Annotated in this window: 21 protein-coding genes; 5 read left to right on the plus strand and 16 right to left on the minus strand. The window is 70.1% G+C overall.

The features are described from left to right. The first annotated feature begins 3 nt into the window (after positions 1–3). From JMO03_RS18770 to JMO03_RS18780, 3 genes are all read left to right on the plus strand, one after another. Positions 4–1,962 carry an acetyl-CoA hydrolase/transferase C-terminal domain-containing protein gene (locus JMO03_RS18770; protein WP_202845298.1) on the plus strand — a complete coding sequence of 653 codons (1,959 nt, stop codon included), beginning with the start codon at positions 4–6 and terminating at the stop codon, positions 1,960–1,962. 73 nt (positions 1,963–2,035) lie between these two features. Further along, positions 2,036–2,353, plus strand: a complete 318-nt coding sequence (locus JMO03_RS18775; protein WP_202845299.1) for a BolA family protein — start codon at positions 2,036–2,038, stop codon at positions 2,351–2,353. Between the two features lie 10 nt (positions 2,354–2,363). Further along, positions 2,364–2,846, plus strand: a complete 483-nt coding sequence (locus JMO03_RS18780; RefSeq protein ID WP_202845300.1) for an NUDIX domain-containing protein — start codon at positions 2,364–2,366, stop codon at positions 2,844–2,846. 577 nt (positions 2,847–3,423) lie between these two features. On the opposite strand, the gene tkt is transcribed toward JMO03_RS18780, so the two are convergent. From tkt to JMO03_RS18845, 13 genes are all read right to left on the minus strand, one after another. Continuing rightward, positions 3,424–5,412 carry a transketolase gene (gene tkt / locus JMO03_RS18785; RefSeq protein ID WP_202845301.1) on the minus strand — a complete coding sequence of 663 codons (1,989 nt, stop codon included), beginning with the start codon at positions 5,410–5,412 and terminating at the stop codon, positions 3,424–3,426. Between the two features lie 176 nt (positions 5,413–5,588). Further along, the gene (locus tag JMO03_RS18790; protein WP_238346334.1) at positions 5,589–6,935 is read right to left on the minus strand and encodes a dicarboxylate/amino acid:cation symporter; all 1,347 of its coding nucleotides are present in this window, start codon (positions 6,933–6,935) and stop codon (positions 5,589–5,591) included. Positions 6,936–7,063: 128 nt separating this feature from the next. Beyond that, a complete protein-coding gene (locus tag JMO03_RS18795; protein ID WP_202845302.1) occupies positions 7,064–8,737 on the minus strand; it encodes a BatD family protein in 1,674 nt (557 codons plus the stop codon). After that, entirely contained in the window at positions 8,734–10,545 is a 1,812-nt protein-coding gene (locus JMO03_RS18800) for a VWA domain-containing protein (protein WP_202845303.1), read from the minus strand. The genes JMO03_RS18795 and JMO03_RS18800 overlap by 4 nt, the downstream gene beginning before the upstream one ends. Beyond that, positions 10,542–11,603, minus strand: coding sequence for a vWA domain-containing protein (locus JMO03_RS18805; protein ID WP_202845304.1), 1,062 nt, complete (start codon positions 11,601–11,603; stop codon positions 10,542–10,544). The genes JMO03_RS18800 and JMO03_RS18805 overlap by 4 nt, the downstream gene beginning before the upstream one ends. Then, the gene (locus JMO03_RS18810; RefSeq protein ID WP_202845305.1) at positions 11,600–12,058 is read right to left on the minus strand and encodes a DUF4381 family protein; all 459 of its coding nucleotides are present in this window, start codon (positions 12,056–12,058) and stop codon (positions 11,600–11,602) included. The genes JMO03_RS18805 and JMO03_RS18810 overlap by 4 nt, the downstream gene beginning before the upstream one ends. Continuing rightward, a complete protein-coding gene (locus tag JMO03_RS18815) occupies positions 12,055–12,990 on the minus strand; it encodes a DUF58 domain-containing protein (protein ID WP_238346335.1) in 936 nt (311 codons plus the stop codon). Before JMO03_RS18815 ends, JMO03_RS18810 begins: the two co-directional genes overlap by 4 nt. Before the next feature lie 178 nt (positions 12,991–13,168). Continuing rightward, positions 13,169–14,161, minus strand: coding sequence for an AAA family ATPase (locus JMO03_RS18820; protein WP_202845307.1), 993 nt, complete (start codon positions 14,159–14,161; stop codon positions 13,169–13,171). 153 nt (positions 14,162–14,314) lie between these two features. Continuing rightward, complete coding sequence (locus tag JMO03_RS18825; RefSeq protein WP_202845308.1) at positions 14,315–16,237, minus strand: type IV pilus secretin PilQ; 1,923 nt, start codon at positions 16,235–16,237, stop codon at positions 14,315–14,317. A 16-nt stretch (positions 16,238–16,253) separates the two neighbouring features. Beyond that, positions 16,254–16,784 carry a pilus assembly protein PilP gene (locus tag JMO03_RS18830; RefSeq protein ID WP_202845516.1) on the minus strand — a complete coding sequence of 177 codons (531 nt, stop codon included), beginning with the start codon at positions 16,782–16,784 and terminating at the stop codon, positions 16,254–16,256. A 10-nt stretch (positions 16,785–16,794) separates the two neighbouring features. Continuing rightward, a complete protein-coding gene (locus JMO03_RS18835) occupies positions 16,795–17,469 on the minus strand; it encodes a type 4a pilus biogenesis protein PilO (RefSeq protein ID WP_202845309.1) in 675 nt (224 codons plus the stop codon). Then, positions 17,466–18,185 (minus strand): PilN domain-containing protein, encoded by a 720-nt coding sequence (locus tag JMO03_RS18840; protein ID WP_202845310.1) that lies wholly within the window; start codon positions 18,183–18,185, stop codon positions 17,466–17,468. The genes JMO03_RS18835 and JMO03_RS18840 overlap by 4 nt, the downstream gene beginning before the upstream one ends. Continuing rightward, positions 18,185–19,243, minus strand: a complete 1,059-nt coding sequence (locus tag JMO03_RS18845) for a type IV pilus assembly protein PilM (RefSeq protein WP_202845311.1) — start codon at positions 19,241–19,243, stop codon at positions 18,185–18,187. Before JMO03_RS18845 ends, JMO03_RS18840 begins: the two co-directional genes overlap by 1 nt. A 261-nt stretch (positions 19,244–19,504) precedes the next feature. Between JMO03_RS18845 and JMO03_RS18850 the strand changes: the two genes are divergently transcribed. Together JMO03_RS18850 and JMO03_RS18855 are read left to right on the plus strand one after the other, a co-directional pair. Then, complete coding sequence (locus JMO03_RS18850) at positions 19,505–22,060, plus strand: penicillin-binding protein 1A (RefSeq protein ID WP_202845312.1); 2,556 nt, start codon at positions 19,505–19,507, stop codon at positions 22,058–22,060. A 235-nt stretch (positions 22,061–22,295) separates the two neighbouring features. Next, on the plus strand, positions 22,296–22,949 hold the full coding sequence (locus JMO03_RS18855) for a hypothetical protein (protein WP_202845313.1): 654 nt from the start codon (positions 22,296–22,298) through the stop codon (positions 22,947–22,949). Positions 22,950–23,028: 79 nt separating this feature from the next. Here JMO03_RS18855 and JMO03_RS18860 read toward each other — a convergent pair whose 3' ends face one another. The 3 genes from JMO03_RS18860 to JMO03_RS18870 form a co-directional block, all read right to left on the minus strand. Continuing rightward, positions 23,029–24,312 carry a citrate synthase gene (locus JMO03_RS18860; protein WP_202845314.1) on the minus strand — a complete coding sequence of 428 codons (1,284 nt, stop codon included), beginning with the start codon at positions 24,310–24,312 and terminating at the stop codon, positions 23,029–23,031. A 217-nt stretch (positions 24,313–24,529) separates the two neighbouring features. Next, positions 24,530–24,778 carry a type B 50S ribosomal protein L31 gene (locus JMO03_RS18865; protein ID WP_149102349.1) on the minus strand — a complete coding sequence of 83 codons (249 nt, stop codon included), beginning with the start codon at positions 24,776–24,778 and terminating at the stop codon, positions 24,530–24,532. A gap of 74 nt (positions 24,779–24,852) precedes the next feature. Beyond that, entirely contained in the window at positions 24,853–25,791 is a 939-nt protein-coding gene (locus tag JMO03_RS18870; protein ID WP_202845315.1) for a nucleoside hydrolase, read from the minus strand. Between the last annotated feature and the right edge of the window lie 26 nt (positions 25,792–25,817).

The raw sequence follows: 25,817 nt of genomic DNA on the forward strand, positions 1-25,817 counted from the left end.
GCGATGACGCATTTGCTCGCCGATCTCGACGAAGCCGTCGGCTGGATGCTCGAACACCTGCCGCGCGAACTGCAGGTGGGCGCGCCGCTCGGCCTGGGCAAGCCGCACCGCCTGCTCAACGCGCTGTACGCGCGCGTGGCCGCCGATCCGGCGCGGCCGATGACGCTGTACACGGCGCTTTCGCTGGATCCGCCGCGCGCGGCGCCCGGGCTGGAACGACGCTTCCTCGAACCGTTCGCGCAGCGCCATTTCGGCGCGGACTTCCCGCGACTGGCCTACGTCGATGCGCAGCGGCGCGATGCCCTGCCCGCGCACGTGTCGGTGGAGGAGTTCTACCTGCAGTCGGGCGCGCTGCTGGGCTCGTCGCAGGCGCAGCGGCGCTATGCCAGCCTCAACTACACGCACGTGGCGCGCGCGCTCGCCGACCGCGGCGCGAACTGCATCGTGCAGAAGGTGGCCGCGAACGAAGACGGCACGCGGCTCTCGCTGTCTTCCAACACCGACCTGACCTTCGATGCGGTGGACGCGATCGTGGCCGCGGGGCTGCCGCGGCCGATGCTGGTGGCCGAGATCGATCCGCAGCTGCCCTGGCTGGATGGGGCCGCCGCGGTCGATGCCGACTGGTTCGACCTGGTGGTGGCGCCGCCGGCGCCGTACCCGAGGCTGTTCGCGCTGCCGCGCCAGCCGGTGGGCGTGGCCGAGCATGCGATCGGGCTGTATGCCAGCACCCTGGTGCGCGACGGCGGCACGCTGCAGATCGGCATCGGCGCACTGTCGGACGCGCTGTGCCATGCGCTGGCGCTGCGCCACGAGGACAACCCCGCCTACCGTCGCGTGCTGCATGCGCTGGATCCTTCCATCGAACGGCATCCGGCGGTGCGTACCAGCGGCGGGCTCGATCCCTTCGCGCAGGGACTGTACGGCTGCAGCGAGATGATCAACGAGGGCTTCCGCCGGCTGGTGGACGCGGGCGTGATCCGGCGCAAGGTGGTCGACAAGGCCTCGCTGATGCAGCGGGTGAACGAAGGCGGCGCCAGCGCGCTGGACCTGGAGCTGGTGGAGCGCGACGGCCAGTTCCTGCACGGCGCGTTCTATCTCGGCTCGCAGGACTTCTACGACTGGCTGCACGGGCTGGACGACGCCACCCGCCGCGGCATCGGCATGAAGCGCGTGAGCGAGGTCAACGAACTCTACGGGCTCGACGAAGGGCTCGAGCGCCTGCAGCGCCGCGACGGCCGTTTCTTCAACACCTGCATGATGGCGACCGCGCTCGGCGCGGCGGTGTCCGATGGGCTCGACGACGGCCGCGTGGTCTCGGGCGTGGGCGGCCAGTACAACTTCGTGGCGATGGCGCACGCGCTGCCGGGCGGCCGCTCGACGCTGCTGCTGCGGGCCACGCGCGAAGCCGGTGGCGTGGCCGAATCCAACATCCGCTGGAACTACGGCCACACCACCATCCCGCGTCACCTGCGCGATCTGTACATCACCGAGTACGGCATCGCGGACCTGCGCGGCCAGCCGGACGAGGACTGCATCGTGGCGATGGCGGGCGTGAGCGACGCGCGCTTCGCCGACGGGCTGCTTGCCACTGCGAAACGACATCGCAAGCTGCGCGGCGACTTCGCCATGCCGGCAGCGTGGTCGGACCACACCGCCGACGCGCTGGCCGCGACGCTGGCGCCGTTCCGCCGCGACGGCACCCTGCCCGACTATCCGCTCGGCAGCGATTTCACCCCGGTGGAGCAGCGGCTGGTGCGGGCGCTGGGCTGGCTGAAGTCGCGCACGGGGTCCCGCCGCGACAAGCTGGCGACGGTGGCGGCTGCGCTCCTGGGGCCGGGCGATGCGACGGATGCCGAGGCGATGGAGCGCATGGACCTCTCGCAGCCGCGCTCGGCCGGCGACTGGCTGCAGGCGCGCTTGCTGCGCCTGGCGTTGCACCGCACGCAGGCAGCGGCGGCATGAACGCAACACTGCGATGCGGTCCCGGCGGCGCGCGACCACGACCGCAGCCAGCGGCCACGCGTATCATCGTGCCATGAGCACGAAAGCCGACCTGCTGCGCGCGGCCCTGCAGCCGCTCTCGCCCACGTACCTCGATGTGGCGGACGAAAGCCACATGCACAGTCGCGGCCTGGAGACGCACTACAAGGCGGTGATCGCCAGCGAAGCCTTCGCCGGCAGGCGCGCGGTGCAGCGCCACCAGCTGGTGTACCGCGCGCTCGGCCCGCTGATGCAACAGGTGCACGCCCTGGCGCTGCATACCTACACGCCGGAAGAGTGGGCCGAACAGGGCGCGGCGCCCGACTCGCCGACCTGCCGCGGCGGCAGCAAGCACGACCGTCCCGCAGGCTGAGCCTCCGCGCATGGCGGAGCCCACGGTCGCCGGTCCGCCTGTCGTCAACGAACGCGGCGAACGCCTGCTGGCGTTCCATGCCGCGCACGCGTCTCCCCCGCCCCGGCCCGCCGACTTCGCGCTGGTGCTGGCGTCGCGTGGCGCGCAGGTCCTGCTGGTCCGCAATGCGCGCCGCGGCCTCTGGGAGCTGCCGGGCGGCTGGATCGAACCGGGCGAAGCGGCGGAGCAGTGCGCGCTGCGCGAACTGCACGAGGAGTCCGGTTACCGCGCAACCACCCTGCATGCGCAGGGATGGATCGGGATCGCGGTGGCGACGCCCGGGGATGGCGAATCTTCGACCGGCGCGATCTTCGGCGCAGCGATCGATGGCGAACCCGCGTTCCTCGCAAGCGACGAGATCTCGGATGCGGCGCCGTGGCCCCGGACCGCGCTGCCGCCCGACACGTCCGCAATCGACGCCTGGCTGGTCGCGCGACTCGCGATGCGGGAATGAAGAAAGTGGCGCCGGGCGCCCGCTGAACCAGGATCGCGATGGCTGTGGTCCGTCGCAGTCCCGAACGCGAGCCGTGTTGCGGCGTCCTGCCTGGCTCGACCACGGCTTCGACTGTGGCCGCGATGCACGTATACAGCTTGGCTGCAGGCGGACTGGCGCCGAAGATGTCGCTGCCGATCACGTTGTCATCGAGGCCCATGCGATCGCTGGATGTGTCCGTTGATCGACGCGTCGGGTGCGAGCGCCCCTGGCCTATCGGGTCGCTGGAGGCTGCATCACGACAGCAACCGAAAAGAACGCTCGGCGCGTGCGCGACCGCAAGCCGGCCCCGCCGTGGCCGTCGGGCCTTTGCGGCGAAATCAAGGGGGAGGCATCCGCCTGCAGGCGGATGCCGGAGGACATTCGCCGCAAAGGCCCGGCGGTCGCGGCGGGGCCCGTCAGGTCGCGACGCGGGGATGCGACGCGTTGCGCGATCCTCCCGATGCTGGGCGCGGAATCGGGAACTGGCGCAAGAGCGGGGCGCTTGCGCACTCCGAGAAGAGGGATCGACGCGCGCCCGCGCAGGGAGCCCGACTGGCTAGAGCGCCCTGGCCGCCTCGACCACCGCATCGACCGTGATGCCGAAGTGCTTGTACAGCTCGCCCGCCGGCGCGCTGGCGCCGAAGGTGTCGATGCCGATCGCGGCGCCATCGAGGCCCACGTACTGGCGCCAGAAACCGGTGACGCCCGCTTCCACGGCGACGCGCTTGCGCACGGCGTTCGGCAGCACGGATTCGCGGTAGGCCGCATCCTGGCGGTCGAACACGGTGGTCGAAGGCATCGAGACCACGCGCACCTTCTCGCCGAGTTGCTCGGCGGCCTTCGTCGCCAGTTCCACTTCCGAGCCGGTGGCGATCAGGATCACCTCCGGCGTGCCGACCGAGTCCTTCAGCACGTAGCCACCGCGCGCGATGTCACGCACCTGCCGCTCGTCGCGCGGCTGGTGCTGCAGGTTCTGGCGCGAGAACACCAGGCACGCCGGTCCGTCCATGCGTTCGATCGCCGACTTCCACGCCACCGCCGACTCCACCGCGTCGCAGGCACGCCAGACGTCGTTGTTGGGGATGTAGCGCAGCGAGGCCAGGTGCTCGACCGGCTGGTGGGTCGGGCCGTCCTCGCCCAGGCCGATCGAGTCGTGGGTGTAGACATGGATCGCGTGCGAGCGCATCAGCGCGCTCATGCGCACCGCGTTGCGCGCGTAGTCGCTGAAGACCAGGAAGGTCGCGTCGTAGGGAATGAAGCCGCAATGCATCGACAGCGCGTTGGCGATCGCGGTCATGGCGAATTCGCGCACGCCGTAGTTGATGTAGTTGGCCTCGGGCGAACCGCCGACGACCGGCTGGCTGCCCTTCCACAGGGTGAGGTTGGAATGCGCGAGGTCGGCCGAGCCGCCGATGAGTTCCGGCAGCAGCGGCGCGAACGCCTCGATCGCCATCTGCGAAGCCTTGCGCGACGCGACCACCGGGCCCTCGGCCTGCAGCTTCGCGATGTAGGCATCGGCCTGCGCGGCGAAGTCCGACGGCAACTCGCCACGCAGGCGACGCCGCAGTTCGGTCGCCAGTTCCGGATGCGCCGCCGCATACGCCTCGAACAGCGCGTTCCATTCCGCTTCGCGCACGGCACCGGCGTCGTCGGCGCGCCAGGCATCGGCGATCGCCGGCGGCACCTCGAAGGGCCCATGCGGCCAGTCGAGCGCCTTGCGCGTGGCCTCGACCTCGTCCTTGCCCAGCGGCGCGCCGTGCGAGGACTCCTTGCCCGCCTTGGCCGGCGAACCGAAGCCGATCGTGGTGCGGCAGCACACCAGGGTGGGCTTGTCGTCGTGCTTGAGCGCGGTCTCGATCGCGGTCCTGATCTCGTGCGGGTCGTGGCCGTCGACGTTGCGGATCACGCGCCAGCCGTAGGCCTCGAAACGCGCCGGGGTGTCGTCGGTGAACCAGCCTTCGACCTCGCCGTCGATCGAGATGCCGTTGTCGTCCCAGAACGCCACCAGCTTGCCCAGCCCCCAGGTGCCGGCCAGCGATGCGGCTTCGTGCGAAATGCCTTCCATCATGCAGCCGTCGCCCATGAATACCCAGGTGCGATGGTCGACGACGTCGAAGCCGGGGCGGTTGTAGCGTTGCGCCAGCAGCTTCTCGGCGAGCGCGAAGCCGACCGAGTTGGCGAAGCCCTGGCCGAGCGGACCGGTGGTGGTCTCCACGCCCGGGGTCATGAAATTCTCGGGATGCCCCGGGGTCTTCGACTCGAGCTGACGGAAGCGCTTGAGCTCCTCGATCGACAGGTCGTAGCCGGACAGGTGCAGCAGCGCGTAGTGCAGCATCGAGCCGTGGCCGTTGGACAGCATGAAGCGGTCGCGGTCGGGCCAGCGCGGGTTGCCCGGGTTGTGCCGCAGGTAGTCGTTCCACAACACCTCGGCGATGTCGGCCATGCCCATGGGCATGCCGGGATGGCCGGACTTGGCGGCCTCGACACCGTCGATGGCGAGGAAGCGGATGGCGTTGGCAAGCTCTCTGCGGCTGGGCGTCGTCATGTTCTGGCGTGTGCGGAAGGGGGATGGCCCCGGAACCGGGGCGCGCCATTGTCCCATGTCCCATGGGACATGTGGCGGACACCGCGATCATCGCGTGCGCTTTCGCCGGCAACCATTCCTGCGCGCAGGGGCACGCGTCGCGGCGATGTTCCCGGCGGCTCGCGCCCGCGTGGCGATCAGGCCCGCGGGGCGGGCTCCGGCTCGGGGATCGGTGCCAGTGCGGAATCCGGATCCGTATCCGCTTCGCCTTTCGACACCAGCGCGGCGATGCCCAGGTCGCCGGCAACGTTGACCGTGGTGCGGCACATGTCGAGGAAATGGTTGACGCCCAGCACCAGGCCGATGCCCTCGGGCGGCACGCCGACCATCGCGCAGATCAACGCGACCACCGGCAGCGAACCCGAGGGCACGCCGGCGGTGCCGATGCCGCCGAGGATGCACACCAGCATCACCAGGAACTGCTGGCCGAAGGTCAGGTCCACGCCGAAGAATTGCGCCAGGAAGATCACGGTCACGCCTTCGAACAGCGCGGTGCCGTTCTGGTTGGCGGTGGCGCCGATGGTCAGCACGAAGCGCGAGACCTTCTTGGGCAATTTCAGGTTCTCGTCCGCCACCTTCAGCGCGGTCGGCAGGGTGGCATTGCTCGACGCGGTCGAGAACGCCATCAGCATCGCTTCCTGCACGCCCTTGAAGAACGCCAGCGGCGACCAGCCGCCGATCAGGCGCAATGCGAGCGAATACACCACCAGCATGTGGATCGCGAGCGCGCCGACCACCACCAGCACGAAGGCGCCGAGCCGGATCAGCAGGTCCCAGCCGAACAGCACCGCGAGGTTGAACATGAAGCAGAACACCGCGTACGGCGCCAGCCGGATAACCAGCCCGATCAGGGTCATCGAGATCTGGAACAGCCCCTCGATGCCGCGCTTGAGCACCGCGGTCTGCGGCGTCTGCGTCAGCACAAGGCCGACGCCGAACATCAGCGCGAAGAACATCAGCGCGATGATGTTGGCGTTGTTGGAGGCCGCGCCGATCACGTTCTGCGGCACGATCGACAGCAGCATCTGCATGCCCGTGGGCTGGGTGGCGCTGTCGCGGACGATGGACTGGGCCCGCTCCGCCCCTTCGGCGAGCAGTTGCTGCGCGAGCACCGGATCGACGCCCGCCCCGGGCTTGAAGATGTTGACCATCACCAGGCCGAGCACGACCGCGATGCTCGAGAGCAGGACCGTGTAGGCCAGGGTGCGCCAGCCGATCCGGCCGAGCGAACCGACGTCGCCCATCTCCGACACGCCGACCACCAGTGCCGAGAACAGCAGCGGCACGATCAGCATGAAGATCAGGCTCAGGAACAGCTGCGAGAACGGCGTGGTGACGTAGCGCGTGAGTCCCTGCAACCACGCGGTGTCCGCGCCGATGCCGTAGTGGACGAACAGGCCGAGCACCAGGCCGATGGCGAAACCGATCGCGATCTTCCAGTGAAGCGGCATGCGCCCCTTGGCCCGCTGTTTCGGCTCACCCATCGACGCTGTCTCCGCTGCAACGAACGCCGCAGCTTAGCAAAACCCTCCGGCAGCGGTCCGCCACGGCGGCCGCGGGCCTGCATCCACCACGATCCGAGGCGCGCTGGCGCGCCTCCCGCGCCAGCGGCTCAGGATCGCGGACGCTCGGGATACAGCGGCGGCAACAGCGCAGGCGCGGGAGCGCGCGCCGGATCCGCCCGCCAGCGCGGGCCGTCGGCGAAGGCGGCGCGCAAGGATGCGCGCGCGGCCACGGCATCGCCGTCGCTCCAGCGGGCAGCCTGCAGCGTTGCGACGGCCGCGCGCTGCGCGTCGTCGTCGAGTCGCATCGACAGCGCGTCGAGGTCCGCCGCGGGCGGCGACGCCAGCCCGCACAGCGCGCGCTCGACCTCGCCCAGGTCCCCGGTCAGCAGCACGCGCTGGAGTTCGCGCAAGGTGGTCCCCGGTGGCGCGGCCGCATCCGCCGGCTTCCTGCGATCGTCCGGCGCACCTGCGGCGCGGTCACGGCGCTCGCGCAACCACCACGCCAGCGTGCCCAGCCACAGCAGCGCGAACGCGATCGCCAGCCAGCGCCAGACGTCGCTGCGGCGCCAGGCGCCGGCCTCGCCGCGGACGGCATCGAACGCCTCGTGTGCGCCATCGCCGGCCACCGCGCCGGTCGCGGCACCTGCCGTCGCCTCGAGTTCGAGGTCGGGCAACGACACGATCCGCGCAACCCCCGCGCGCACGTCCCACCAGGCCTGGCGCGGACCGGCGATGCGCAGCCCGCCCTCGCGCGTCGGCACCACGGCGAAGCGGCGCGTGACCTTCGTCCGCAGCCGGCCGCGTTCGAAGCGCTCGTCCACCTGCGGCGGTTCCGGAAACACCTGCATGCCGTCGCCCGCCGGCAGTTGCAGGTCCGGCAACTGGGTGGCGGCGGCTCCATCGGCGATCAGCTCGACGTCGATCGTCGCCGCCTCGCCCGCCCGCAGCGACTGCGGCGTGGCGAGGTAGCGCAGTTCGAGGCCGTGCAGCGGCAGCCACGGTTGCGGCGCGGCGTCCGGCACCGGCCGCACCTGCAGGATGCGCGGCGCGCCGTTCGCACGCAGCGCGCGGCGTCCGTCGCCGAACATGTCGTCGAAGAAACCGCCCACGCCGGTGCCTTCGAAGCGCGCGCCGGGAATGGTCAGGGTACCGCTGCGCTCGGGCACGATCGCGAACCGCCGTTCGACCACGGTATAGCGCCGCCCGCCGAGCTCGCGGCTGTACTGCAGGTCGCTGCCGACCCGCTGGAGTGCGGCGCCGTCGGGCGCTGGCTGATCGAGCTGGCCCGACACCAGCGGCGTGGCGTAGTACAGCCGGAGGGTGTAGCCGATCGTCTGCTGGACGTAGGGATCCTGGCTGTCGGCCTCGCTCTCGATGAACACCGGCTCGCCCGCGCGCGCGGGCGCGGTGGAAGCGGGCACGACGGTCAGCGCCAGCGGCGCGGTGGTTTCGCTGCCCACACGCAACGCCGGCACCGTCGTCAATCCTTCGCGCCGGGGCTGCAGCGCCACCGCGAATAGCACGCGGGCGCGGCGCTGGCCGTTGACCACCTCGACGCCGCGGCTGCTGCTGTGACCGCTGAGGACGAAGTCCGGCACGAGTTCGGCGAAGTCGGGCATCGGCGCGGCGGCCTGGTCGGTTTCGATGTTGAGCGTCGCGGTCTCGCCGACCTCGATGCGGTCGCGATCGAGCCAGGCCCGCGTCGCCGCCTGCGCCTGCGCGACGCAGGCGCCCAGCAGCAGGCAGGTGGCGATCCACCGCATGGCGGCGCGTGCGGTCATGGCGTACTCCTGCGTCCGTTGCGACGCTCGTATTCGAGCCGGAAACGCGCGCGCAGCAGGCCGCCCGGATCGTCGGGCACGCGCTGCAGCCAGGCCTCGCCGGCCTGGCGGCGCTCGCGTTCGGCCTCGGTCTCGGCGCGGTCGGGATCTTCCTCGACGGTGTCGCCGTCGTCGGTCGTTCCCGCGGCCTGCTGCAGCGCCTGCTGAATGCGCTGTCGCTGGGCCTCGTCGGCTTCGCGCTGGTCGCGGCTCCCTTCGGCCTGCGGCGAAGGGGGCGGCGTGCTGGGCGGATCCTCGCGCTCGCCCGCACGCGAGGTGTCGCCATCGTGCGTCTCGGGCGGCGGTCCGGACCGCTCGCCGTTGCCCTCGCCCGCCTGCGCGCCCTCGCGCCGGGATGGCGAGGATTCGTCACCACCCGCTTCCCCCTGACCCGCGTTCTCATCGTCCGCGCCCGGTTGCTGGCGCGGCTGCCCGGGACCCGACGGAGGCTGGCGCCGCATCGCCGCCTCGACCAGGGCCCGGTTGGCGATCGCATCGTCCATGCCCGGCTGCCGTTCCAGGGCCTCGTCGTACGCGGCGATCGCCTCTTCAAGGCGCCCGGCCTTCGCCAGCGCGTTGCCCCGGTTGTAGGCCGCGTCCGCACCCGGCAGGTCGCGCCAGGCCCGCTCGGCGTCTTCGTGCCTGCCGGCGCGATAGGCGTCGAGGCCTTCGCGCATGCGTGCGTGTTCGACCTGGTCCGCGCGGCGCCAGGGCGTGCCGGAGGGAGCAGCGCCGGCCACGGGTCCGGCAGCGCGCAGCTCCGGCAACGGCAGCAGCAGGCAGGCGACGAGGACCGCGACGGCGGCGCCGCGACGGAAAGCCAGCAGGCCCAGCAGCAGCAGCGGGAGCAGCAACCAGTAACCCTCGTCGCGCCATACCCGCGCGTCGGCGCGCGTGCGCGACGAGCTGGCGGTGCCTGCGTCGGACGACAACACGCCCAGGACGGCGAGATCGCCACCGTCCGTAGACAAGCCGGCATAAGCGCCACCGCCGGCCGACGCGACCCGGCGCAGCGATCCCGCATCCAGCCGCGAAGGCTGCAGGCTGCCGTCGCGCGCGCGGTAGGTGCCGCCGCCGGGCCTGCCGAATCCGAGCGTGGACACCCGCAAGCCGGCGGTGCGGGCGCGCGTCGCTGCCGCGATCGCGGCATCGTTCGCGCGATGCGCCAGCAGCAGGATGTCGCCATCGTCGTAGCCGGCCTGCGCCAGCAGCGCCATCGCGTGGTGGATCGCGCGGTCCGGTCGATGGCCATCGACCGGCATCACGTCGGGCGCCAGCGCATCGAGGAAGATCGCCACATTGGCGGCATCGTCGGTGAGCGGTGCGACGGTGTAGGCATCCTCGGAGAACGCGACCAGGGCGACATCGCCGCCGGTGCGCTCACGCAGCAGCGTCGCCAGCTTCGCCCGCGCCTGCAGCAGGCGCGAGGGCGGGAGGTCGGCGGCGAGCATCGCATCCGACAGATCGAGCACCACCACCAGCGCGCGCCCGTCCTGCTGCAGCGGCACCTCGCCCTGGCGCCAGCTCGGACCGGCCAGGGCCAGCACCGCCAGCGTCCACGCCAGCAGCCGTGCGAGCAGCCCGCCGATGCCGCGTCGCGATGCACCGGTCTCGACCAGATGCGGCAGCAGATGGGGGTCGACGTGTTCGCGCCAGACGCCCGCACGGCGCCGTTGCCACTGCCACCATGCCACCAGCAGCGGCAGCGTGAGCAGCGCCCAGAACCACTGCGGGCGCAGGAAATGCAGCTGCGACAGCGCCTCGCTCATGCGCCCGCCTCCGCATCCACGCGACGCGCGTGGCGACCGGCGCGCAGCCACTCCGGGCCCTGCAGACGCAGCATCGCCAGCAGGCCGGCCAGCAGCGCACCCGCCAGCGGCCAGGGATAGCGTTCGATCTTCGGGCGCAACTGCTGCCCGGGCCGCGCCACCGGTTCGAGCCGGTCGATCTGCGCATAGATGCCGGAGAGTTCGTCGGCGTCGCGCGCGCGGAACGCGCGACCGCCGGTCGCCGCGGCGATGCGTTGCAGCGCCGCCTCGTCGATTTCCACCTCGTTGCCCGGCAGTGGCACGCCGAACAACGACATCGCATCGCCATCGCCGCCGAAGGCGATGGTGTAGATGCGCACGTCGTGGTCGCGTGCGAGCTCGGCAGCCTTCATCGGATCGATCTGCCCGGCGGTATTGACCCCGTCGGTGAGCAGCACCAGGACCCGCTGGCCCGCCTCCTGCCCGCGCAGGCGCTTGACCGCGAGCGCGATCGCGTCACCCAGCGCGGTCTCGCGTCCGGCCAGCCCGACCACGCTGTCGAGCAGTTGCTCGCGGACGCTGTCGCGATCCAGGGTCAGTGGCGACAACGCATAGGCGCGCTGGCCGAAGACGATCAGGCCGACGCGATCGCCCGCACGCCGGTCGAGGAAATCGGCGATCACCGCCTTGGCCGCGGTCAGCCGGTCGACCACGCGTCCACCCAGACGCATGTCCTCCTCGCCCATGCTGCCCGACAGGTCGATCGCCAGCATCAGATCGCGGGCCGAGGCCGGCGGCTGCACCACCTCGCCCAGTTGCTGCGGCCGGGCGGCTGCGACGCATAGCAGCGTCCATGCCAGCCACGCCAGCACCGGCATGCGACGCACCGCGCGCGCGTCGCCCTGGCGCGCGATGCCGTCCAGGCGCCGTCCCCAGGGCACGCGCAGCGCGGGCTGGTCCTGCGGTACCGGCGGCAGGCTCCAGCGCGCCAGCCACGGCAGCGGCAGCGCGAACAGCAGCCAGGGCCAGGCGAAGCCGGCGAACAGCGTGGCGATCCAGTCGGCGGCCGATTCGATCATCCGCGCCGGCCCATCCAGTCGAGGAAGCGCGCGCGCGTGACCACGCGCAGCGCTTCGACCGCGCCCTCGTCGACATCGGCGCGGAATGCGCCATCGCGCAGCAGCGCGCCAGGGCCTTCGACGAACACCGGCTGCGGCGCTTCGCGGTCGAGCAATCGCAGCCAGTCCTCGCCCACGCGCGTGTCCGCCTGCGCATCGACATTCCGGGCGGCGCGGCGCAGCAGGTCCGACATCGCCGCCACCTTGCCCGGAGGCGTCCGCGCCGCGGCGACCGCCTCGTCGAACAAGCGCTCGGCCACCCGCCTTCGGCGCACGCGACGCGCATGCCGCCATGCCAGCACGGCCACGACTGCGAGCAACGCCGCGGCGACGATCCACCAGCCCGGTGCCGGCGGCCACCATGGTGGCGCCACCGGCGCGTGCACGTCGCGCAACGGCAGGTCGACCGAGGTCATCGGCGACCGACCTGGGGCAGCCAGGACTCGCTCGGCGCGTCGGCCGACAGCATGTCGACCCGCGCACCCCGCGCGCGCAGCATGTCCGCGGCCTGCCGTGCCGCGCCCGGGAACGCGGCTTCCCAGCGCCGACGCTGCGCAGCCGAGGACAGATCCGGTTCCATGCGGCGCCCCGCGCTGAGCAGCGGCAGCCGCTGCGCGGGCGGTTCGCGCTCGATCGGATCGTCGATCAGCAACACCACCACCTCATGGTGCCCGGTGAGCGATGGCCAGGTCTGCGGCGGCACCCGCGCGACGCTGCCGGCGTCGGCCAGCACCAGCAGCCTGGCGCCGGGACGCAGCAGTCGTCGTGCGCGGTCGAGCGCGACGGTCAATCCGGTGTCGTCGTCGGGTGGCGCGGCGTACCAGCGCACCAGGGCGTCGAGCACGCGAAGCACGCCGCGCGGCCCCCCGGCGGGAGGCACCAGCGCGTCGGCGCCGCCGCCGCGCAGCGCCGCGATCCGGTCGCCGTCGCGCAGCGCCGCCCACGCCGCGACCGCGCCCGCTCGCGCGGCCTGGACCGACTTGAAGCGCACCCGGGTGCCGAAGAACAGGTCGGGCGACGTGTCGGCCACGATCAGGCTGAGCCGTTCGCGCTCGGCATGGAACAGCTTGGTGTGCATGCGTCCGCTGCGCGCGGTCAGGCGCCAGTCGATGTGGCGCGCATCGTCGCCCTGCGCGTACTCGCGCGATTCGGCGTATTCCATGCCGCGCCCGCGCTGCATCGACGGCGCCGGCCCGCTGATGCCGAGACGGCCGCGCCTCGCGACGTGCCGCGCCTGCGCCACGCCGCGCAGCGCGACGAGCTCGGACAGGGTCGGCACGACGCCGTCCGTGCCGGAGGGCACGACCGAAACCTGTCGCGTTCGATCGCCGGGTGCGGGAAAGGGCATGGATCGCCTCGACCGTGCGCGTCTCAGACGCCTGTCGTCGCGCGATCGCACGGCATGCATCGGGGACACCGACCGATCGCCGGCAGGCGGCACGGCTCGCCACCACGAGCCCGGTCCCCATCCGCGATCGCGACTCCCGCCGAGCTGCGGCGCGCGCGGGCGCAAGCGACCAAGTCACTCACGGCAGCGGCACCTTCGCCAGCAGTTCCGCCACCAGCCGGTCGCCGTCCCAGCCCTCGGCGGTGGCTTCGTAGCTGGGCAGCACGCGGTGGCGCAGCACGTCCGGCGCCACGGCACGCACGTCGTCGGGGGTGACGAAGTCGCGTCCCGCCAGCCAGGCGTGCGCGCGCGCGCAGCGTTCGAGCGCGATCGAACCGCGCGGGCTCGCGCCCCAGGCGATGCGCCGCGCCAGCGCGGCGTCGTAGCGGGTCGCATCGCGCGAAGCCAGCACCAGTTCCACCAGATAGCGCTCCACCGCGGGCGCGACGTGCAGGTCGAGGACCGCGGTGCGCGCCGCGAACACGTCCGCCTGCGGCATCGGCGCGAACGCCCGCGCCACCGGCTGCAGCACGGCGCGCGCGCGTTCGCGGGCCAGACGCAGGATCTCGGTCTCGGTGTCGACCTCCGGATAGCCGATGCGCACGTGCATCAGGAAGCGGTCCAGCTGCGCCTCGGGCAGCGGGAACGTCCCCTCCTGCTCGATCGGGTTCTGGGTCGCCATCACCAGGAACAGGGGCGGCAGGGCGTACGTCTGGCGACCCACGGTGACCTGGCGCTCGCCCATCGCTTCGAGCAGGGCGGACTGCACCTTGGCCGGCGCGCGGTTGATCTCGTCCGCGAGCAGCAGCGAATGGAAGATCGGCCCGGGCACGAACTCGAACCGCGCGTCCTGCGGGCGCCAGATCTCGGTCCCGGTGAGGTCGGCCGGCAGCAGGTCCGGGGTGAACTGCACGCGGGCGAAATCCGCCTCGACCCGGGCCGCCAGCGCGCGGATGGCGGTCGTCTTCGCCAGCCCCGGGGCACCTTCGACCAGCAGGTGGCCATCGGCCAGCAGCGCGACCAGCAGGCGCTCGACCAGCGCCGCCTGGCCGACGATCTCGCTCGCCAGGTCCAGGCGGAGTGCGGCGAAGGCGGCGTGCAGGCGGGGGATATCGTCGCGCGGAATGTCCATGGGGCCCTGTGCGTGGAGCGTCAGCACGCATTGGACCAGATTCCAGCCGCCCGGTTCATTCCCGAGCCCAGGCGGTCTGCGTGCGCACACCGATCCCGGAACGAAGACGGGGCCCGAAGGCCCCGTCCGCGTCCGCCGCACAGGTCGCGCGGATCAGCGCTGCTGGACGCGCATCACCTTCGGCGTCACGAAGATCAGCAGTTCCGCCTTTTCCTTGCTTCTGCCCCGGTTCTTGAACAGGTTGCCGATGATCGGCAGGTCGCCCAGGAACGGAACCTTGGACAGTTCGCTGCGGTCGCGGAACTCGTAGACGCCGCCGATCGACACCGTCTGCCCATCCTCGACCAGGACCGCGGTGGTGATCTCGCGCTTGTTGATCTGCGGTACCTGGCCCAGGCCCGAACCGACGCTGACGAAGCCCTCGATCTCGTCCTTCTTCAACGCCATGTTCAGGAACACGCGGCCGTCGTTGGTGATGGTCGGCGTGACCTTGAGCTCGAGCAGAACGTCCTTGAACTCGACCGTCGGGATGCTGTTGCTCTGGCCGCCGGTGACCGTCAGGTAGCCGACTTCCTGGCCCTGGCGGATGATCGCCTCTTTCTGATTGCTGGTGACGATGCGCGGGTTGGACACGACCTCTCCCCTGCCCTCTTCCTGCAGCGCGGAAATCTCCATGTCCCAGTTGACGTAGTTGCCCAGAATGGTGAGGGCCAGCGAGCCTCCCCCCGTCACCGCATTGGAGAAGTTGAGCGGATTGACGAACGTCGGAAGACCTTCAAGGTCGGGGTCGTTCACATCGGACCAGTATCCCTGGTTCGATGCGATGCTGCCCGATGTGATCACGCGGTCCTTGTTTCCATACACGCCGAAACGCGCACCAAGGTCGCGTGCAAACGACTCGTTGGCGATGACGATCCGGGCTTCGATCACGACCTGGTCGACCGGCTTGTCGAGCGCGGCCACGAGGCGCTTGATCTCCGCCACGCGCTGCGGGATGTCGATGGCCAGCAGGGTATTGGTACGGCGGTCGAAGCTCAGGCTGCCGCGCGAAGACAGGAAGCCGCGGCTCTGGCCGGCGCCCCCCGCACTACCGCCACCGCCGCCCTGGCTGGTCTTGCTCTCGTCGGTCAGCAGCTTGGCGATGTCTTCGGCGTTGCCGTAGCTGATCGGGATGTACTCGGTGACCATCTCGGCGCGCTCTTCCAGGGCGAGGCGTGCGTTCTCCTTGTCCTGCTCGAACTTGGCGATCTCCGACTGCGGCGCGACCCACACCACGTTGCCGCTGCGGCGCTTGTCGAGCGAACGCGCCTGCAACACGATGTCCAGCGCCTGGTCCCAGGGCACGTTGATCAGGCGCAGGGTGACGTTGCCCTGGACCGTGTCGCTGGCGACGATGTTGAGGTTGGACTCCTCCGCGATCAGCTGCAGCACGGTGCGTACCGGCACGTCCTGGAAATTGAACGTGACCGGGCGGCCGCTGTAGGCGCGGGTCGCCGACGCCTGCGCGGAGGACGCGACCGCGTCGGGACTGCTGGCGCCCACGGCGCGATCGGGCGCGGTCGCCGCGCGCGGGACGATCTCGACCACGTAATCGCGCCCGGTCTGGTAGGCCATGGATTCGAAGTTGCCCTGCGCGCTCAGCACCAGTTGCGCACCCTCGCCACCCTGCCGGGCATCGATACGTTGCACCGGCGTGGCGAAGTCGGCGACGTTCAGCGGTCGCTGCAGCGCAGCCGGCAGCGACGCGTTGCCGATGTTGACGACGATGCTGGATCCCTGGGTGCGCAGGTCGGGATTCGCCCCGTCGCCGTCGAAACGCAGGATCAGCTTGCCGGCACCGCCGTCGCCACGCTTGAAGTCGACGGCCGAGACCGAGACGACGCCGGGAACCTGCTTGGCCGGATCGGCGGACGCGACCTGCGCGGTCGCCAGCAGCGCCGGCGCGTGTCCACGCACGGCCGGTGCGCCTGCCGCCGCGGAAGCCGACAGCAGGCCTGCGAAGAGGCCGAGCGCCAGCGCCTGGACCGGGATGGCCTGCCGGGTCGGTTGCGGGTTACGCACATTGGTGACGGTCATCTTTGACTTCCCCTGATCAATTGTCTTCGAGCGCAACCGAGGCCGGCCGTTCCAGCCAGCCGCCAGCGCCATCCGGCACGAGTTCGACGAGATCGATTCTATCTTCATGCACGCTGGTCACCCGACCGTCGTTCTGCCCCATGTAGACGCCGACCGACACGCGATAGGTCACCTTGTCGGGCGCCATCACCAGCGCGACCATCCCCGGGCCGGTATGCAGCGTGCCCACCATGTCCAGGCTGTCCAACGGGAACTGCTCGAGCGTCTGCTTACGGCGGTTGGAATCCGGCCGCGGACCGCTCCCGCTGCCGTCGTCGCCGAAGACCGCGCTGAAGGGATCGCGGAGATCCTGCGCGGCATACTCGAACGTCTCGAATTGCTGCATGACCGGTAGCGGATCCAGCGGCGGCGCCGGGCGCGCCTTCACGTTGGCGACCCACTCCTCGAGATTGGGCGCGTTGCCCGGCGTACTGGTGACACCCCGGACACAGCCGGCGAGCACGAGCGCAAGCGCGCAGGCCGTGATCCAGCGGCTCTTTGTCGACATCGTGCGCATATCAGCGAGCCCTCCCGGCAGCCGCGGCCGCGGCCTGCTCCTGCGCAGCGGCCTCTTCCTCGTCGAGATAGCGATAGGTCTTGACCGTGCCGGCCAGTTCCAGACTCGAGTTCGGACCGATTGCGGCCAGCGAATCCCCTCCACCCCCGCGCGGTCGCAGCGAGATGTCGTGCATCGTCATGATCACCACCCGCGGCAGCGAGGCCACGCCGCTGACGAACGCTCCGAACTGGTGATAGGTTCCCACCATCTTCAGCTCGATCGGCTTCTCGGCGTAGAACTCCTTGGGCGTTTCCGGACCCGGCTTGAACAGCTCGTTGTGGATGCCGGTGGCCAGCGCGGTCTGCGAGATGTCGTTGATCAGTGCCGGCATCTCCGTGCGGCTGGGCAGCTGCCGCAGCATCTGCTGCAGCTGCTGCTCCATTTGCGCGAGCTGTTGCTTGAGCGGTTCGAGATTGGAGGCCCGCCCCTGCTTCTCCTCGAAATCCGCACGCAACGCTGATTCCTGGGACTCGAGGCCCTTGAGTTCTTCCCCCTTCTTGCGCGTCACCACGTACCAGAGCAGGCCGAAGATCAGCAAGCCGATCAGCACGCAGAAGCCGATCTTGTATTCGCGCGGCCACGCGCCCATGTTGTTGAAGTCGAGTTCCCGCAGCGACATCTTCTTCTTGCTCACTGGGCAACTCCTTCGGCAGGCGTGGTCGCGGCCGCGGACTCCGCGGCGGGCTCAGCAGCCGGGACGTCGGCCGGCGATCCACCCTGCGCCGGAGCATCGGCGGGAGCCGCCGGTTCGGCGTTGACCGGAGGGACCGGGTCGGGAATGCCGTCGCCGTCCTCGTCCCGGGGCGCGGTGGGATTGGCCAGCTGCACCGACAGGTTGAACATGTACGGCAGGCCGGCCACGCCGTCGCGTGCTTCGATGATCGACAGGTCGGGCTTGGTCATCCAGCCCGAGCCCTCGAGGTTGCGCATGTAGCTGCTGACGCGCGAATTGGACTGTGAGCGCCCCTCCAGCGTCAGCTTCTCGCCCTCCTGCTTGATCGTGGTCAGGATCACGCCGTCGGGGATGGTGCGCACCAGCGAATCGAACAGGTGGACCATCTGCGAACGGTTGGCCTGCAGTTGCTCGATGACTTCCTTGCGCGCCAGCAGCCGGGCCTTCTGCCGGTCCAGTTCCTCGATTTCGACGATCCTGGTGTCGACCTCGGCGATCTGCTGCTCCAGGTAGCGGTTGCGTTCCTGCTGTCCGGAGATCTGCGCGTTGTAGTACATGTTGAACAGGAACCAGAGCGCCAGGCCGGCCAGGGCCGCCAGCGCGAGCATCGTGCCGAAGTCCTTCTGGCGCTGCTTGCGGCGCTCCGCGCGCCACGGAAGTAGGTTGATCCGGGCCATCAGTCGAAGCTCCTCAGGGCGAGGCCGCAGGCGATCATCAGGGCCGGGGCGTCCTGCGCGAGCGCATGTGCCTGCACCCGCGAACCGAGGGTCATCTGCGCCAGCGGATTGGCGATGACGGTCTGTACGCCGAGTTGCTCCTCGACCATTTCGGCGATGCCCGGAATCGAGGCGCAGCCGCCGGCCAGGACGATCTGGTCGACGCGGTTGAACTCGCTGCCGGCGTAGAAGAACTGCAGCAGGCGGCTGATCTGCTGGACCAGCGCCTCCTTGAACGGTTCGAGCACCTCGATCTCGTAACTCTCGGGCAGGCCGCCCTGGCGCTTGGCCAGGCCCGCCTCCTCGTAGCTCAGGCCGTAGCGGCGCATGACCTCGTCGGTCAGCTGCTTGCCGCCGAACACCTGTTCGCGCGCGTACAGGCTGCGGCCGTTGCGCAGGATGTTGAGCGTGGTCATGGTCGCGCCGACATCGACCAGGGCGACGATGCCGTCGCGCGGGATGTTGAGCGTATTGGCGAGCAGGCCGAACGCGTTCTCGATCGCGAAGGCCTCCACGTCGACCACCTTCGCGGTCAGTCCGCCGAGCTCCAGCGCGGAGGCGCGCATCTCGACATTCTCCGAGCGCGAGGCCGCGAGCAGCACCTGCACCATCTCGCTGTTGCCGGGCATGCCGCCCAGCACCTCGAAGTCGAGGTTCACTTCCTCGATCGGGTACGGGATGTAATTGATCGCCTCGAGCTCGACCTGCGACTCCATGTCGTCGTCGTCCAGATCGGCCGGCATCGGAATGATCTTGGTGATGACCGCCGAACCCGAAACCGCCACCGCCGCGAACTTCGCCTTGCTGCCCGACCTGGATACCGCGCGCCTGATCGCCTCGCCCACCGCCTCGACCTCGACGATGTTCTTCTCGACCACGGCATTGGGCGGCAGCGGCTCGACGGCGTAGTGCTCGACCCGATAACGGTCCCCGGAGCGCGACAATTGCAGCAGCTTGACCGCGGTCGAACTAATGTCGACGCCGACAAGCGGTGCTTGACTTTTTGTGATCAGCCCCACGTTTTTCCCCTTTGTCACGGGCGCTTACGTGCGCAACGTGCCCCGGAGCATTAAATAACGGACTTTTCATCCGGTGGCAACTATCGATTCACCAGAGCGTGCCGGACTGCCCGGGTTGGGGCCAACCCTGCCCCTCCGCGACACCCGACGCAAAGTCCGTGCCGACACCGCGCACCTCCCGCCCCGGGCGGTCGCCAGGCGGGGGCGTCCGCCTGCGTGCGCGGGGAAGGAGCGGACCGCTCCCTCTATACTTGCGCGCCTATGTCCAGCCCCGACCACCGGCCGCCCCGGAAGAAATCCCGCCCCTTCCTCCGCTTTCTGCGCTGGGCCCTGCTCGCCTGCGTGGCACTCGGACTGGTCGCCGCCGCCGCAGGCGGACTGGTGTACCACACGGTGTCCTCGAAGCTGCCCGAGGTGCAGAGCCTGCGCGACGTGGAGATGCAGGAACCGATGTACGTCTACTCGCGCGATGGCAAGCTGATCGCACTGTTCGGGGAAATGCGCCGCTACCCCGTGCGGATCGAGGAAGTGCCCGAGCGGCTCAAGCAGGCATTCCTCGCCACCGAGGACGCGCGCTTCTACGAGCACGGCGGCGTCGATTACAAGGGCGTGGCACGTGCGATCTGGCTGATCGCCAAGACCGGCTCGAAGGAAGGCGTGCCCGGCGGGTCGACCATCACCCAGCAGGTCGCGCGCCAGTTCTACCTCAGCCCGGAGGTCAGCTACACCCGCAAGTTCGCCGAGATGCTGCTCGCCCGCAAGATGGAGCAGGAACTGAGCAAGGACGAAATCTTCGAGCTCTACCTCAACAAGAGCTTCTTCGGCAATCGCTCCTACGGGGTGGTCGCGGCGGCCGAGTTCTACTACGGCAAGACGCTGGCCGAACTCGACCTGGACGAGATGGCGTCGCTGGCCGCGATCCCGAAGTTCCCCTCCAGCGGCAACCCGCTCAGCAATCCGGAGCGGGCGCGCGAGCGCCGCGACGACTACGTGCTCGCGCGCATGCGCGAACTCGATTTCATCAGCGAGGCCGAGTACCGCCAGGCGCGCGCGGTGCCGATGCACGCCAAGCCGCACGAGCGGCCGGTCGAGGCCTATGCCCCCTACGTGGCGGAGATGGTGCGCCTGGAGATGGAGGCCCGTTTCGGCGGCGACGTGCTGACCAAGGGCTACCACGTCACCACCACGATCGACCCGGTGCTGCAGACCGCCGCCGACCAGGCCGTGCGCAGTGGACTGGCGGTCTACGACCATCGCCACGGCTGGACCGGCAAGCCCGAGCAGACCTTCGAGCTCGCTCCCGACGAAGACCCCACCAGCGTCGCCGCGCGCCTGCGCCCGATTCCGGCGCAGAGCGGTCTGCTGCCGGCGATCGTGCTGGGCACCGGCAACGCGACCGCGGACGTGGTGCTCTCCGACGGCACCACGGTGACCCTGGACGCAGCGAGCAGCCGCTGGACGGGCAAGCATCCCGCGGCTCTGCTCGCGCGTGGCGAACTGGTGCGGGTGAAGCGGATCGAAACACCGGCCAAACCGGTCGCGCCGGCCTCCTCCGGCGACGACGGGGGCCCGGTCGCGCCGCCGACCATCAGCTGGCAGCTCGACCAGTTGCCGCGCGCGCAGGCCACGCTGGTATCGCTGGAGCCCGACACCGGCGCGCTGCGCGCACTGGTGGGCGGCTTCAGTTACGCCGGCAACAAGTTCAACCGCACGACCCAGGCGCGCCGGCAGCCCGGGTCCAGCTTCAAGCCCTTCATCTATGCGGCCGCGTTCGAGCGCGGGTTCAACCCGGCCTCGATCGTGCTCGATGCGCCGGTCGTGTTCCGGATGCGCCGCGGGCAGGACTGGCGGCCGCAGAACGACGATGGTCGCTTCGCCGGACCGATGCGCCTGCGCGAGGCGCTGGTGCGCTCGCGCAACCTGGTCTCGGTGCGTCTGCTCGACGCGATCGGCGTCGACTACGCACGCCGTTACATCAGCCATTTCGGCTTCGATGAGTCCGAACTGCCGCCGAACCTGTCGATCTCGCTGGGCACGCCGTCGCTGTCGCCGCTGTCGGTCGCGCGCGGCTACGCCGTGTTCGCGAACGGCGGCTTCCGCATCACCCCGTGGTTCATCGACGAGGTGCGCGACCGCAACGGCGAGCTGGTCTTCAAGGAGAACCCGCCGGTCGCCTGCCGTGGTTGCGGCGCCGGCGACCGTGCGATCCAGGTGGCGCGTGCGAACGTCGTCGACGGATTCGACCTGGGGCCGGCACGGCCCGCCCCCGCGACCACCGCGCCCGGCGAGGACGACGCCGAACCCGCGGAACTTCCGCAAGACGCGATCCTGGCGCCGCGTGCGATCGACGCGCGGGTGGCCTACCAGTTGACCTCGATGATGCGCGACGTGGTCCAGCGCGGCACCGGCACCGCGGCGAGGGTGCTCGGCCGCGAAGACGTCGGCGGCAAGACCGGCTCCACCAACGACCACCGCGATGCGTGGTTCTCCGGCTTCGGCGGCAACCTGGTGACCTCGGTCTGGGTCGGCCGCGACGACAACCGCTCGCTCGGCTATCGCGAATACGGCGGCAGGGCCGCACTCCCCATCTGGATCGACTACATGCGCGTGGCGCTGGAAGGCGTTCCGATCGCGGCCAACGAGCCGCCGGAAGGGATGGTCAGGGTCGCCGTGACGGCCGGAGGCCAGTTGCTGCCGACCACCTCCAGTGGCGGCATCGTCGAGTACGTCAAGGTCGAGGACCTCGACCGCATGCAGGCAGCGAACGAGTTCGAGTTCGACGACATGCCGGCCGAGGAAGCTTTCGACATCTTCTGAGGCCGGTCGGCGGCCCGAAGCGGACGGGTTCCGCACCCCGCCCCGCCGTGCCGGGACCAAGAGGGGAGCCGAGTTCTCGAACGCAGGGCCGGGCCGCGGTAGCGCAACACAGGAGGGTCCACGAGGCGCCGGGTCCGTGGGCGCTGTCAATCCGGTCTGCGGGCGGCCACCCTTTCACGTTGAAGTTTCCGGCGCATGGGGTACAGTCGGCGCGACGCCGTACCGGGGGATCGTGATGCACCGCGCCCGCCAGCACGCGCAAACGCGCACCCGCGAACGCCGGCACCGCCTCGCCCACGAAGCCGCGAGGCTGATGGCCGAAGGCGGCTTCCGCGACTTTCACCAGGCCAAGCTCAAGGCGGCCGAGCGCCTCGGTTTCCACGACGACGCCTCGCTGCCGCGCAACCGCGAGATCGAGGACGCGCTGCGCGAGTACCAGCGCCTGTTCCTCGGCGACAGCCAGGCCCACGACCTGCGCATGCGCCGCGAGGCCGCGCTGCGGGCGCTGGAGTTCTTCGCCCGCTTCGATCCGCGCCTGGTCGGCCAGGTGCTGGAAGGCACCGCGGATGCGCGCTCGCCGATCTCGCTGCACCTGTACAGCGACGACGCCGACGCGGTGACCCGCTTCCTCGAGGAAGCCGGCATCCCGGCCGAATCGCGCAGCCGGCGCCTGCGCCTGGACCGGACGCGCGAAGGCGAGTTCCCGACATGGATGTTCAGCGCGGAGGAACTGGGTTTCGAACTCACCGTGCTGCCGACGGTCGCGCTGCGCCAGGCGCCGCTGTCGAGCGTCGACGAGAAGCCGATGAGGCGTGCGTCCGCGACGCAATTGCGGCAACTGCTGGTCGACGAGGACATCGCCGGCTACGACGCGACCGGCGGCGCCTGAGTCCGTCCATCGCCGCGAATGCAGGAACGCCCCGGCTGGCGGGGCGCTTGCGTCTTCGTAGCCTGCGCGCGGCGCCGGTTCAGCGCTTGTCTGCGGGTACGTAGTCGCGCACGTCGCTGCCGGTGTAGATCTGCCGCGGGCGGCCGATCTTGGCTTCCGGATCGACCTGCTGTTCCAGCCAGTGCGCGACCCAGCCGGCGGTGCGGCCGATGGCGAACATGACGGTGAACATCTCGGTCGGGATCTTCAGCGCCTTGTAGATGATGCCGCTGTAGAAGTCGACGTTCGGGTAGAGCTTGCGCTGGATGAAGTAGTCGTCCTTCAGGGCGGCCTCTTCCAGACGCATCGCCACTTCGAGCAGAGGATCGTCCACGCCCAGTTCGCCCAGCACCTTGTGGGTCATCTCGCGGATGATCTTGGCGCGCGGGTCGAAGTTCTTGTAGACGCGGTGGCCGAAACCCATCAGGCGGAAGCCCGATTCCTTGTCCTTGGCCTTGGCGATCGCCGAGTCGACGTTCTTCGCCTCGCCGATCTCCTCGAGCATCTTCAGCACCGCCTCGTTGGCGCCGCCGTGCGCGGGGCCCCACAGCGCGGTGATGCCGGCGGCGATGCAGGCGTAGGGATTCGCACCCGTCGAGCCCACCAGGCGCACGGTCGAGGTCGAGGCGTTCTGTTCGTGGTCCGCGTGCAGGATGAACAGCAGGTCCAGCGCCTTGGCCACCACCGGATTGAGTTCCAGCGGCTCGCTCGGCACCTCGAACATCATGTGCAGGAAGCGGTCGACGTACTCGTGGTTGTTGCGCGGATAGCGGATCGGCCAGCCGATCGAGTAGCGGTAGGCGGCGGCGGCGAGGGTCGGGACCTTGGCGATCAGGCGGATCGCGGCCAGGCGCCGCTGCGCGGGATCCTCGAGGTCGAGGGTGTCGTGATAGAAGGCAGACAGGGAGGCCACGGTGCCGGCCAGCATGGCCATCGGATGCGCGTCGTAGTGGAAGCCGTGCAGGAAGTTCTTCAGCGACTCGTGCATCATCGTGTGATGCGTCACCTCGTGTTCGAACTTCGCGAACTCGGCCTTGTCCGGCAGTTCGCCGTTCATCAGCAGGTAGGCCACTTCCAGGAAGCTGGAGTGCTCGGCGAGCTGCTCGATCGGGTAGCCGCGGTACAGCAGCACGCCGTTCTCGCCGTCGATGTAGGTGATGGCGGACTTGCAGCTGGCGGTGGCGGTGAAGCCGGAGTCGTAGGTGAAGAGCCCGGTTTCCTTCGTCAGCTTCGAGACGTCGACGCAATCGTTGCCGAGCGTGGGTTTCAGGACGGGCAGCTCGACGGACTTGCCGCCAGCGTTCAACACGACATGGTCTGACACGATGCGCTCCTCGGGTTCGGACGTGCGGACGGACCCGCGCGGGCCCGGCGACGGCGGCGCGCAGGGCTACCGCAACGCAACAATTATCGCACAGCCGGTCCGAGCGCCGACTCGGACTTTGGTCTGCCCGAGGCCAGCGCGCGGGCTTGCGTCGGCGCAAACGGCGACGGCCGCCCTCGGGCGGCCGTACCTGCAACACAATCGTCCGAAGACGCGATTACTTCGCGTAGCGGCGCTTGAACTTGTCGATGCGACCGCTGGTGTCGACGATCTTGTTCTGGCCGGTGTAGAACGGATGCGTCGCCGAGGACACGTCGATCTTCACCAGCGGGTATTCGTTGCCGTCGTCCCACTTGACCGTTTCCTTGGTGGATGCGGCCAGCGTGGAGCGGGTCAGGAACCTGAAATCCGAGGTCACGTCCTGGAAGACGACTTCACGGTAATCGGGATGGATGTCGGCCTTCATGGGCGGGCACCGGAGTTTGCGCGGGGAAAGAGCGGCATTTTAGCCCGCCGCCGCCGCCGCGCGCAAGCCGCCCCTCAGCCCGCCGCCAGCGCGGCGCGGACCCGGCCCTCGAAGGCCGCATGGTCGTACTTGATGAGGATCCGCGCCCGGTCCGGATGCCCGGTCTGGCGGTTCCAGTCGACCAGGGTCGCGCCCCGGGCAGGGCCGGGGTCGAGGCAGACCTCGATCGGCCGTTCGACGGTTTCGACGGCGCCCTCCGCCGCCAGCGCCCAGGCCATCGCCAGCGCGTCGGCCGCGAACCAGCGGTCGCCGCGGCGGTCGATGGACCAGCGGCGGGTCTGCCGGGAGATCGACTCGTAGAAGCGCGCGCGCGCCGAATCGACGCCCAGCCAGGCCTCGACCTCCGGATGGGGCAGGCCATGCGCCACCGTGGCCTCCCAGTCGGCGAGGTCGAACCGCCCGAAGGCGTCGAACACGATCCGCGCCGCCTCCGGGTCGAAGTAGGCGTTGAATTCGGCGGCGGGGGTGATGTTGCCGTGCGCGGTCACCGCCCCGCCCATGATCACCAGCCGCGCGACGCGCTGCGGCAGGGTCGGGTCGAGCTTCAGCGCCAGCGCGAGGTTGGTCAGCGGCCCCAGCGCGACCAGCAGCAACCGGCCGGCATGCGCGTGCGACAGGCGCAGGATGGCGAGCGCGGCGTGCTCGTCGGAGACCGCGCGCGTAGCGGGCGCGTAGCCGGTATCGCCGAAGCCGTCCTGTCCGTGCACGTAGGCGGCATCGGGTGCGGCATGCAGCAGCGGCGCGGCGCAGCCGGCGAACACCGGCACGTCTTCGCGCCCGGCCACCTCGCACAGCTTCAGTGCATTGGCGACGGTGTGCGGCAGACCGACGTTGCCGGCGGCGATGGTCAGGCCGACGATCTCGTGCGCGGGATCGTCGAAGGCCATCAGCAGCGCGAGCGCGTCGTCGACGCCGGGGTCGGTATCGATCAGCAGGGGAGTCGGGTCGGGCATCGGGGAATGGGGAATGGGGAATGGAG

The sequence above is a fragment of the Luteimonas saliphila genome (assembly GCF_016774335.1).
In the GTDB taxonomy this organism is placed as follows: domain Bacteria; phylum Pseudomonadota; class Gammaproteobacteria; order Xanthomonadales; family Xanthomonadaceae; genus Luteimonas; species Luteimonas saliphila.

Bases quoted from the DNA above. Each gene is read 5' to 3' on its own strand.
- JMO03_RS18770 (WP_202845298.1), top strand. From the start codon at position 4: ATGACGCATTTGCTCGCCGATCTCGACGAAGCCGTCGGCTGGATGCTC.
- JMO03_RS18775 (WP_202845299.1), top strand. From the start codon at position 2,036: ATGAGCACGAAAGCCGACCTGCTGCGCGCGGCCCTGCAGCCGCTCTCG.
- JMO03_RS18780 (WP_202845300.1), top strand. From the start codon at position 2,364: ATGGCGGAGCCCACGGTCGCCGGTCCGCCTGTCGTCAACGAACGCGGC.
- tkt (WP_202845301.1), bottom strand. From the start codon at position 5,412: ATGACGACGCCCAGCCGCAGAGAGCTTGCCAACGCCATCCGCTTCCTC.
- JMO03_RS18790 (WP_238346334.1), bottom strand. From the start codon at position 6,935: ATGGGTGAGCCGAAACAGCGGGCCAAGGGGCGCATGCCGCTTCACTGG.
- JMO03_RS18795 (WP_202845302.1), bottom strand. From the start codon at position 8,737: ATGACCGCACGCGCCGCCATGCGGTGGATCGCCACCTGCCTGCTGCTG.
- JMO03_RS18800 (WP_202845303.1), bottom strand. From the start codon at position 10,545: ATGAGCGAGGCGCTGTCGCAGCTGCATTTCCTGCGCCCGCAGTGGTTC.
- JMO03_RS18805 (WP_202845304.1), bottom strand. From the start codon at position 11,603: ATGATCGAATCGGCCGCCGACTGGATCGCCACGCTGTTCGCCGGCTTC.
- JMO03_RS18810 (WP_202845305.1), bottom strand. From the start codon at position 12,058: ATGACCTCGGTCGACCTGCCGTTGCGCGACGTGCACGCGCCGGTGGCG.
- JMO03_RS18815 (WP_238346335.1), bottom strand. From the start codon at position 12,990: ATGCCCTTTCCCGCACCCGGCGATCGAACGCGACAGGTTTCGGTCGTG.
- JMO03_RS18820 (WP_202845307.1), bottom strand. From the start codon at position 14,161: ATGGACATTCCGCGCGACGATATCCCCCGCCTGCACGCCGCCTTCGCC.
- JMO03_RS18825 (WP_202845308.1), bottom strand. From the start codon at position 16,237: ATGACCGTCACCAATGTGCGTAACCCGCAACCGACCCGGCAGGCCATC.
- JMO03_RS18830 (WP_202845516.1), bottom strand. From the start codon at position 16,784: ATGTCGACAAAGAGCCGCTGGATCACGGCCTGCGCGCTTGCGCTCGTG.
- JMO03_RS18840 (WP_202845310.1), bottom strand. From the start codon at position 18,185: ATGGCCCGGATCAACCTACTTCCGTGGCGCGCGGAGCGCCGCAAGCAG.
- JMO03_RS18850 (WP_202845312.1), top strand. From the start codon at position 19,505: ATGTCCAGCCCCGACCACCGGCCGCCCCGGAAGAAATCCCGCCCCTTC.
- JMO03_RS18855 (WP_202845313.1), top strand. From the start codon at position 22,296: ATGCACCGCGCCCGCCAGCACGCGCAAACGCGCACCCGCGAACGCCGG.
- JMO03_RS18865 (WP_149102349.1), bottom strand. From the start codon at position 24,778: ATGAAGGCCGACATCCATCCCGATTACCGTGAAGTCGTCTTCCAGGAC.
- JMO03_RS18870 (WP_202845315.1), bottom strand. From the start codon at position 25,791: ATGCCCGACCCGACTCCCCTGCTGATCGATACCGACCCCGGCGTCGAC.